This is a genomic window from Pseudomonas caspiana (assembly GCF_002158995.1).
Classification (GTDB): Bacteria; Pseudomonadota; Gammaproteobacteria; order Pseudomonadales; family Pseudomonadaceae; genus Aquipseudomonas; species Aquipseudomonas caspiana.
This window is the reverse complement of sequence record NZ_LOHF01000024.1, coordinates 41456-50943: the sequence shown is the minus strand read 5'-3', so window position 1 is coordinate 50943 and position 9488 is coordinate 41456. Positions and strand designations below refer to the sequence as shown.

Genomic DNA, 9488 nt, shown 5'->3' with positions numbered 1-9488 from the left:
CTGATGGCTTGCGTGGCTCGCCACGCATTCAGCTAAAAAAATCCCCGGTCATTTATTGATCCGGGGATTTTTTGTTTCAGCAAGAGCAAGCCAGCCGAATAGTCCGCCTGCAATCTCGGCTCCTGCAGTCACCGATATCCGAGAGAAACCCTGTGTTTGCCTGCAGGCGCTGACCCCGGTGGGAGCGAATTCATTTGCAAAGGGCCGGTGTATCCGCTGCTTATTTATCGTTGAAATACTACCTTCCCGAATAAATTCGGTCCTACTGGCCAATCATGAACATGAGATCAGGGCCAACTTGTGTAAGGTGCTGGGTCTGGGTGGTATTCCGCCGAAAGGACACCGCAGATATCAGGCTCATCGCGGGCAAGTCAGACTCCCACAAGGCTACTGAAACTGCCCCGCCTTGATGCAATACGTCATCAAGGCATGGTCGCTGGTCACTTCCAGTTTACGCATCGCCGAAATTTTCTGGGCGCTGACTGTTTTGGTGCTGCGGTTTACCTGCCGGGCAATGTCGCTGACGCTGTTACCAATCACGAACAGTCGTAGCACTTCCACCTCTCTGGGTGACAGGCTGGCGAAGCGTTCATCCACTTGCTGGTTGTTGACCTGCACTGAAATCGCTTCCTGCACCGGCCCTCGATAGCTGCGGTTCAACGCCAGGGCATCCAGTGCGTTCTCGATTTCTTCGTGCAGATGGTTTTTCTGGATGACACCCACCACGCCCAACTCATGCAGTCGGGAAAGAATCAGGTTATTGGAAATCATCGTCAGGACCAGCACCTGGGTTTTGACGAACCGCCGGATCAGGTACTCGACGAGTTTAAGACCGTCGCCATAAGTCGAGTCGCCCGGCATGTTGAAGTCGGTGATGACCACCTCCGGCTCGTGGGTATTCAACTCGGCAATTAACTGGCTGGAACTGGTCGCCTCGGCAGCCACCTCGAAGCGCCCGTCCCGCTGGATGATTTCGCGTAGCCCGAACAGTACGATCGGGTGGTCATCCGCGATCACGACCTTTATTTTCTTCATTAGCTACCTGCCATTGGATGGCGATTCGTCTGGTCCGGGATCCGTGGGCAAAGCACGTAGCATCACCTCCAGACGTTTTAGCAAAATTCGCACTGCATCGGCTGATTCGGCGTCCAGCGGTTTATCCAGCAACAACACTTCGAGTTCATTGCAAGCCGCCGACAACTGCGAGGCCCGCACCGACGCCAATGAGCCGTTCATCCGGTGCAAATGCCGCACCACACCTGCGCTGTCGGACTGGTCGAGCGCGTGCGCAGTCATGTTGAGGTCGTCTTGCATGGTCTCGATAAACAGTCGGTGCATGGCTGGGGAAAAGCTGATCCAGCCATCCATGTCGCCGGCCTGCACAACAGCCGGGGAAGGCAGTTGTGTAGTAGAAGGCCCGCAATGAGTGATCAACGCCTGGCGCAAGGTTTTAAGGCTCAACGGCTTGACGATCCAGGCATTCATGCCCACCGCCAGACATTGCTCGCCTTCCTCGCGCATGGCGTTGGCCGTGACCCCGATTATCGGTGTCCGCGCATCACGCGCACGCAATGCCCGGGTCAGCTCGTAGCCATTGAGCAACGGCATGTTGACGTCGGTGATGATCAGGTCGAACAACTCTGGCGCCCAACGCTGCAACGCTTCCTCACCGTTTTCGGCAGTCACTACCCGAGCGCTCAGCGCTTCGAGTTGTTCTTGCAGGATCGCCCGATTGATCGGATTGTCTTCAGCCACCAGCACGCGCAGCCCTTCAGGGATCGCTGTGTCGGTACGCCTCGATGCCAACTGACGCGCCGGCCCGTGACTCGCAAGGGTCAGGGCACGAGCAATCGCACGAATATCAAAAGAACTCACTTCCCAGCCTTGTTCCGTTGGCTGCGGCTGGCTTTGCCCTCGCTCACTGACCGTAATCCGCTGGCCGTGCCAGGTCGCCAACTCCGTGTTGCTCTGCCCCATGTCGAGCAACAGTGACTGGCTGTTACCGTTGAAATCGTCGGGCAACACCATAGCTCTGGCGCCCCAGCGACTGAGCCAGTCGATCAGGTTTTGCTCCAGCTCTTTCATAGGCGCGCGAACATACACCGCCACATCATCCAGCTCGATATCCGCACAATCAGCCAACGGCCCCAGCACCACAGGAAGCCGGATATGCAACGAAAAACTGCTACCCAGACCTGGCTCGCTGACCACACGCAGGTTGGCATCCATCAGTTCGGCGAGACGCGCACAAATCGACAGTCCCAAGCCTGCGCCCCCTGCCCGTTCGCTGCCGCTGACCTGCGCGAACGGTTTGAACAATTGAGTCAACTGCTTCTCGCTGATGCCCGGCCCGGTGTCGGAAACCTGCCATTGCAGCGAGGCATGAGTCTGGTCCAGATCGGTGACTTTCAAACGCAGCACCACGCGCCCCGAGTCAGTGAATTTAACCGCGTTGCCGAGCAGATTATTGATGATCTGACGGATGCGTCCGCTGTCGCCGCGCATCTGGGCAGGCAGGTTCGCATCGGCACAGGCGAACACCTGCAGGCCCTTGTTGCCTGCGGTGGCAGCGTAACTGCGCACGGCATCCTCGAAGACATCCAGTGGGCTGAACGTCGAGGTTTCCAGGGCCATTTGCCCGGATTCGATTTTCGACACGTCCAATACATCGCTGATCAGTTGAAACAGGACTGACGACGAGCGCTGGATGGTCTGCAGATAATCGTGCTGGCGGGGGCTCAGTTCGGTAAGCCCGAGCAGCTCAAGGTTGCCCAATACGCCATACAACGGCGTACGAATTTCATGACTCATGGTTGCCAGAAACAAGGTTTTCGCGGCGCTGGCCTGATCAGCAGAAAGCCTGGCCTGCTCCATCAGTTGCGCGTCATCCACGTGCCGGGTGATGTCGTTGAAGCCGCACAACACCACGTCTTCGCCTTGATAACGAGTCGACACGAAGCACACCAGTAAATGCCGACCAGCCACTTCGATCTGTACTTCCTGCGGGTCCTGATCCTGATAGTCGCGCTTGAGCAGGCTGATCAGCTCGGCAGTGCCCTGCCATTCCTGGGCACGCTGGTTTTCCAGCAGTACTTTACTGTTGTTGCGCTGCACCACGCACAACCCAACCGGTGCGCTATGCAGCATCACTCGGTTGAACGCTTCGCTCTCGGTCAGGCGCCGATTGGCGCGCTGCGCAGGGTCGACTATTTGTGTGCGATACCAACGGTTGACTCGCCAGCCTGCGAACAGCGCAAGCAGAAACACGCTGAAGATGCCAAGCAGCGGCCACTGCGCATAACGAAAGAAGCTTTTATAGCTGACGGTGTACAAGCCAACCCATTGCTGACTGCCCGATGAGCTGACTTTGAAATGCAGCCCGTGACTGTCGAGACTCAGGCCCATGGGGCTATCGATATGATCCTGGGCCATCCCCAGCAATACCTCACCGATCGGGGAAATCAACGTGACCTCGTTATCAATCGACCGGTCCAGTAGTCGATTCAGCTCATTGAACTTGCCCGCGTCGAGTAATGCGGCGAAGGTCAGCAGTCCGTTATCCTGCCGAGCCGGCATGATCTCGGGCGTGATGTCGACGCCGATAAACGCAATGATGTTTCGGGTACCTGGCAGCAGGTCAGGGGGTGCACGCATCCAGCGTACATGGGTGTCGTTCAACTGGCCGCGCTGCTCAAGCAAAGCCTGAAACAGACGACCGGTGACTTCGAAGAAATTACCCTTGAGCAACGCTGCCGGCTTGCGCGAGCCATCAATACCGGGGACCGCGATATTGAACTGGTCCGACGGCGAAAACAGAAATGTCTGCGGCGCTGAATAATAAGAACTCGACCAGAAGGTGCTGTAGTAATCGGTCAGTTGCACGCCCAGAGAATAGGCGCCCTGCAACTCGGTCGGGCTATAGCGGGTGCGCTCACTCAAGGTGAATGGCTGAGACATGGCCAGGCCACGATTCTGGAACACCCGCTCGTCGCCCTGCTGCATCAGCTCCACCCGGGACATCGGCCGAACGTCGGTTTTCACATTCTGGCTGGTGCGATCGTAAGCGTCGGCCACGTTGTGCAGAAAGGACTCGTATTCATGAATACTTTCAACCAACCGGGCGAAATGAAAATTGACCTTATCGCGCTCTTCTTCCAGCACACGGTCAATCGCCCACCAGCACGTACCGATCAGCAACAAGGACAAACCGGCCATTATCAGCAGCAACTTGTTGAGCCGCTGAGAGCTTAGCGCCAAGGCACCTAATTTCAGGCTTTCATGTTTCATCAAGCGCTGCCGTTTATGAAGGGAATGTGCCGCAGCCATCGCTTACAGCTTGGTCGCCACTCCCTGGCATGCTCATGAATAGACAGTAGCAGATCATTTTAGTGCTGGCGTCTGGCCATCTTCACGCAGCAAATCGAGAAACAGTTCTGGGGCAACCGCTGCACAGATCAGAAAACCCTGCGCTTGGTCGCAACGAATCTTGCGCAAGAAGGCCAGTTCAGCCTGTGTCTCCACGCCTTCGGCAGTCACTGTCAGGCCCAGCTTGCCGCTGAGCTCGACGATGCTCTGTAAAGCGGCGGCCATGCTTTCGTTCTCGACACAGCCATTGACCAGTGATCGATCGATTTTCAGTTCACTGAACGGGGTGGAGATCAGGTTGAAATAAGAACTGAAGCCTTTGCCGAAATCATCCTGAGCCAGGCCAAAGCCCATCATTCGTAAGCGGCAGGCACCGGCGTAATAGGCACTAAGCGCTTGAGTGGTTGAGGTTTCGAGCAGTTCGAAACAGATCGAGCGCGGCTCGCCCCCAAGGGCCAGTACTCGGGCATGTAGCCGGTCGGACAGGTCATGGCTGTCCAGCAAATGGGTCGGCAAGTTGATCGATACCGAAACCTCGTACCCCCGCTTGCGCCAATACGCCTGAACTTCGAGGGTACGCTCTAACATCAGCCAGAGCAGTTCCTCTTCCAGTGCCAACCGTTCGATTGCCGCCAGGAAGTCGCCGGGCATCAGCGTGCCCAGCTGTGGGTGCTGCCAACGCACCAGCGCCTCGGCACCGCAAATTCGACCATCCTTCAACGACTTCTTGGGTTGAAACCACGGCTGGATCTGACCGCTGCGCATGGCTTGCAGCAGTCGCTGCCGATCATGCCGCAACGGGCTACCGACAGGCGCGCTGCCACGTTTGCGTAACGCATCAAGGCCATCGCGCAAACGAACGATAGCCTGCGCTTCCACCGGTTTTGAAATCAGCCCGATGACATTCAGGCCCAGGTTCTTGGCCGCCAGCCCGGCGCTGACCAGCATCCGCCGCGAAGCAACACTCATCAACGCCAAAGCTGGACAATCAGGCAGCCCGGCCAGCTTCTCGATCAGTTGTACGCCGTCCATGCCTGGCATGAACAAGTCACTGACGACCAGATCGTAGTGGCTGCTACTCAAGCGCGTCAGCGCGGTCGGACCATCCCAGACCGCATCGACTTGAAAGCCACCCAAATCGCTGAACAGGTGCAGCAAGTACTCATGTTGAAAGGGATGGTCTTCAACGATCAGTACCCGATAGGGCTTCAATTGCTACTCCTTTGGTAAGGTTCCAGGCAGTTGTAAAGGGCACGTAATGCAAACGGTTTGATCAGGCACTGATTCATGCCCGCCTCCATGCACCTGTCGCCTTCTTCGCGCATCGCATTTGCGGTGGCACCAATAATCGGCAGACTGCAATCCTGGCGACGTAACTGTGCGGCCAGTTCGTAACCGTTCATGCGTGGCATGTTGATGTCGGTAAGAATCAGATCGAAGGATGACGCTTGCCACATTTCCAGGGCTGCAACGCCATCGTCAGCAAGCTCGACGGTACAACCCAACTCCTCCAGCTGGTCACGCAGAATCAGTTGATTGATTACGTTGTCTTCAGCCACCAAGACATGAATGCCGAGATTGAAGGCCGCACGGGTATCGTCCAGTGGTGCCTTCAATTCCACAGTCTGGCCCTGCGCCGTGGCCAGAGCCCGATGCAGCGCAGGCAGGCTGTTGAGGCTGACCGGCTCAAACGCCGAGCCAAGGGTGTCGCCATGAATATCGGTGGCCGCGACCACCCGGGCACCGAACCAATCCGGCGCGAGCGAGCCTTGCACGCGGCCCGGATGCACTTCGAGCAACACTGCAGCATCCGGCTGGTCGCTAACGCCGGGCACGCCGACCTGCGCCCTTGCGCCCCAGCGGCACAGCCAGCCGCAGAGGTTTTCGGCCAGTTCACGAATCGGCGATACCACGTAGACCTGTTCTGGCAGCAATGGATTGGCGAACAGTGCGTGACCGAGAGTCGGCAGCTGCTCCAGCGACAAATGCAACGTGAAGCTGCTGCCCAGACCGGGCTCGCTCACGACCCGCATACTGCCGTTCATCAAATGCATCAAGCGCTTGCAGATCGACAAACCCAAACCGGTGCCCGCCACCACATTGGTGTTGCCATCGGCCTGATAAAACGGCTCGAACAGATGCTGCTGACTCTCGTGAGAGATGCCCTTGCCGGTATCGGAAACCTGCCAGTGCAGCGTGACCCGCTCACCGTCCCTGCTGTCGAGCCGGACCCGCAAGATAATCCGGCCGCTGTCAGTGAATTTCAGGGCATTGTTCAACAGGTTATTGAGGATCTGCCGGATACGGGTCACGTCACCGTTGAGCCAGTCCGGCAGCTGCGGATCGATACAGGCAAACAGCTGCAAGCCTTTGCTTTGTGCCGCTGCGGCGTAGCCCTGGATTACTTCCTCGATCAGCGCCAGGGGCGAGAAGCGGCTGATCTCCAGCTGCAACTGACCAGCTTCAATCCGCGATACGTCCAACACATCGCAAATCAACTGCAGCAAGTTGGCGGACGAGCCTTCGATCGCCTTCAGATAGTTCTTCTGCTGTTCACTCAACGCCGTACGCGCTAACAACTCAAGGGTGCCGAGCACGCCATACAGCGGTGTGCGAATTTCGTGGCTCATGGTCGCCAGGAATAAGGTTTTGGCTTCGTTGGCCGCGTCGGCCATACGCCTTGCCTGCTCCAGCGCGACCTCCACCTGTTTGCGCGCACTGATATCGCTGAACGCACAGATCAGCACATCTTCGCGCTTGTAGCGGGTGGGGGCGAAACTCAGGTAAAGGTGCCGACCATCGGCCATCTGCAGCTCATCGGTGCTGTTCTGATCGATGTCGTCGAAACCGCGCCGGATCCAGCCATGACAAAGTTGCTGACGCTCGCTGCCGTCGCCGAGCCATTGCTGGGACAGCGGATTTTCCAGCACGACAGCGCCGTCCTGACGACGCAAGACACACAGCGCCACCGGAGCAATCTGGATCACTGCGCGGCTAAAGGCCTCACTCTCGACGAGCGCTTCGATGCGATGGCCCGCAGGGATAATCAGTCGTTGATCAATACGCCGTACCAACCGATACATAAGCCAGGTAATGACCACGCAAAACAGCAGGCAAATTAAAAAAGGTAGACCCAGGACCGGCAGCAGCGAGCGCATTTCAATGGCGTATACGATCTGCCAGTCCGAGTAGCCCAGTTGCTTGCGGATCGCCAGGTGGTCAGGCATCCAGCCATTGCCCACGAAACCAAAAGACTGCCTGGCGCTCAGTTGCTCAAGGGCCAACGACAGCGGACGCCGATCAGCACTGGCGAAAATCAGTTGACCTTCGGCATCGAGCAGCATGAATTGCCCGGCGTTGTCCTTGTGTAGAGCACTCATAAGATCCGGAGACTCGACCTCAAACCCAAGCCAGCCGGATTCGGCGCTGCGCTCGTCCAGGCGGGTAAAAATGTACAACGACGCATTCAACGAATGTTGGTCCGTGAGCCATAGGTCATCGTCAGCGATATCGCCCTGATGATCGCCCAGACGCAAACGCGCCAACACGGCTGCGGGGATCACCGGCACAGCATCGCTGGCGGTGAAAAGACGCACGACTTCGCTGCTGTCAGCTTTGCCAACGTAGAGCAGATTGACCTTGTTGGTACGCAGGTAACTGACCGTTCGCTTGGTCAGCCAGAGGCTCCAGCTTTGGTCACCAGCGCCCAGGCCGAAATGCACTTCCTCACCCTGCATGACGCTGGCACTGTTTTGCGGCGCGGTGACATTACGCACGGCGGCAAGGCCGAGGGTTTTCAGCAGTGTCTGGCGGCTGACGAAAAAACTCTGCGCATCGGAAATCGCCGCATTCATGTCGCTGCGACGCAGAGAAATCTCCTCGCTCAGGCGGGCGCTCAGGTAGCTATAGATTCCGGCATAAAAACCCAGCACCAAGGCAATGGCGAACAAGTGCAACAGCTTACGCGCGGCCTTGGGGGTCGAGAAGGACGAGTCCAGCGGATCAATGAATTGACGTAGTTTCATGAGGGCAAAGTAAGCCTTATGCCCTTTGGCGGACATAAGGCGAATCTTAAAAGGCAGTACTTATTGATAAGTAATGGTGAATTGCAGGGAAGCGTTGGCCGGCCCGCCGGTGACCGTATTAGCGGTTTTGTAGTAAGCGGCGCGCAGCGGGATCGAATAATTCCCGCTGGAAGGTGCCGTGAGGAAGCGCTTCGCGGCACCCAGACCAATCGCGGCATTGCGGTCGTCAGTGATCTGGATACCAACCCCCGTCGCCCCACCAGTATCGAGTGCAAGAATGCCCTGACTTGCGTTGAACGCGGTATTGACCGGGTCCAGCCGATAACTGATGCCGCCCAGCCCGCCAGGGCAGTTATTAAGCTGGATATTGAACGCTGTCTGCCCGGTGATACTGCCTACTGCGCCGAATTCGCTGACGCGGTGCTTGCCCAAAGCGACGTTGACTGATGGCGTCTGACAACTGACTTCGGTGATATTGATCGCATTGGACAGGCTCATTCTGGACACATCCAGGTTGTTGCTGCCAACGCGAAACGTGCCGATGATGCCGCCGGAGATAGAACCCGACGTGACCGTACCTATCTTTACAATTTGCAGCACGGCAGTTGTGCCATTGATTCCTGCGCCACCCATGAGACCCCAGCCTGAAGGGTGCCCAGGTAATGCATATCCGTTATAAAAATAGCGCCAGCCCAGCCCGGTCGTGCCGATTGGACTCGGGTCGCTCCCTGCCGTTGTACCTCGACTGTTGTAGTAGCCGAATGAGTCGCCTGCACCTGTACATGTAAATCCAGGTACGTTCGAGAGCGTGACGGGGCTTGATCGAAAAAGCTCTGTACCGTTGGGTGTATTTTTCGGCACGGCGAGGGTTGCGGGCACGGTCACCGTAAAGGTCGAATTGTTATCCGAGCCGATGAAAGAACAAGTCGCCCAACTTTGCCCAACCCAAAACAACAAAACAAACGCACCCAGGCACCACTTGGCGGGGACGGGTTTCAGCAGAAAATCTTTCATGTGGACTCCTGTTAAAAAACGCATAACTAACTGAGTTAAGCGCTCAGAAAAAATATAAATTACTGATTTTTAATGCTTTTCTGT

General features: G+C 57.0%; 5 protein-coding genes. All 5 read right to left on the bottom strand.

Annotated features, from left to right (window positions below):
* Positions 1–387: 387 nt before the first annotated feature.
* The 5 genes from AUC60_RS22425 to AUC60_RS22405 all read right to left on the bottom strand — a co-directional run bounded on the left by AUC60_RS22425 (position 388) and on the right by AUC60_RS22405 (position 9404).
* Entirely contained in the window at positions 388–1035 is a 648-nt protein-coding gene (locus AUC60_RS22425) for a response regulator (RefSeq protein WP_087272909.1), read from the bottom strand.
* Positions 1036–1038: 3 nt separating this feature from the next.
* Positions 1039–4287 carry a hybrid sensor histidine kinase/response regulator gene (locus AUC60_RS22420; RefSeq protein ID WP_087273054.1) on the bottom strand — a complete coding sequence of 1083 codons (3249 nt, stop codon included), beginning with the start codon at positions 4285–4287 and terminating at the stop codon, positions 1039–1041.
* Positions 4288–4380: 93 nt separating this feature from the next.
* Positions 4381–5577, bottom strand: coding sequence for a response regulator cyclic di-GMP phosphodiesterase PvrR (pvrR, locus tag AUC60_RS22415; RefSeq protein ID WP_087272907.1), 1197 nt, complete (start codon positions 5575–5577; stop codon positions 4381–4383).
* Positions 5574–8390, bottom strand: a complete 2817-nt coding sequence (locus AUC60_RS22410) for a response regulator (RefSeq protein WP_087273051.1) — start codon at positions 8388–8390, stop codon at positions 5574–5576. The genes pvrR and AUC60_RS22410 overlap by 4 nt, the downstream gene beginning before the upstream one ends.
* 60 nt (positions 8391–8450) lie before the next feature.
* Positions 8451–9404: a fimbrial protein gene (locus AUC60_RS22405; RefSeq protein ID WP_158099149.1), complete on the bottom strand. Its 954-nt coding sequence runs from the start codon at positions 9402–9404 to the stop codon at positions 8451–8453.
* Positions 9405–9488 lie beyond the last annotated feature (84 nt).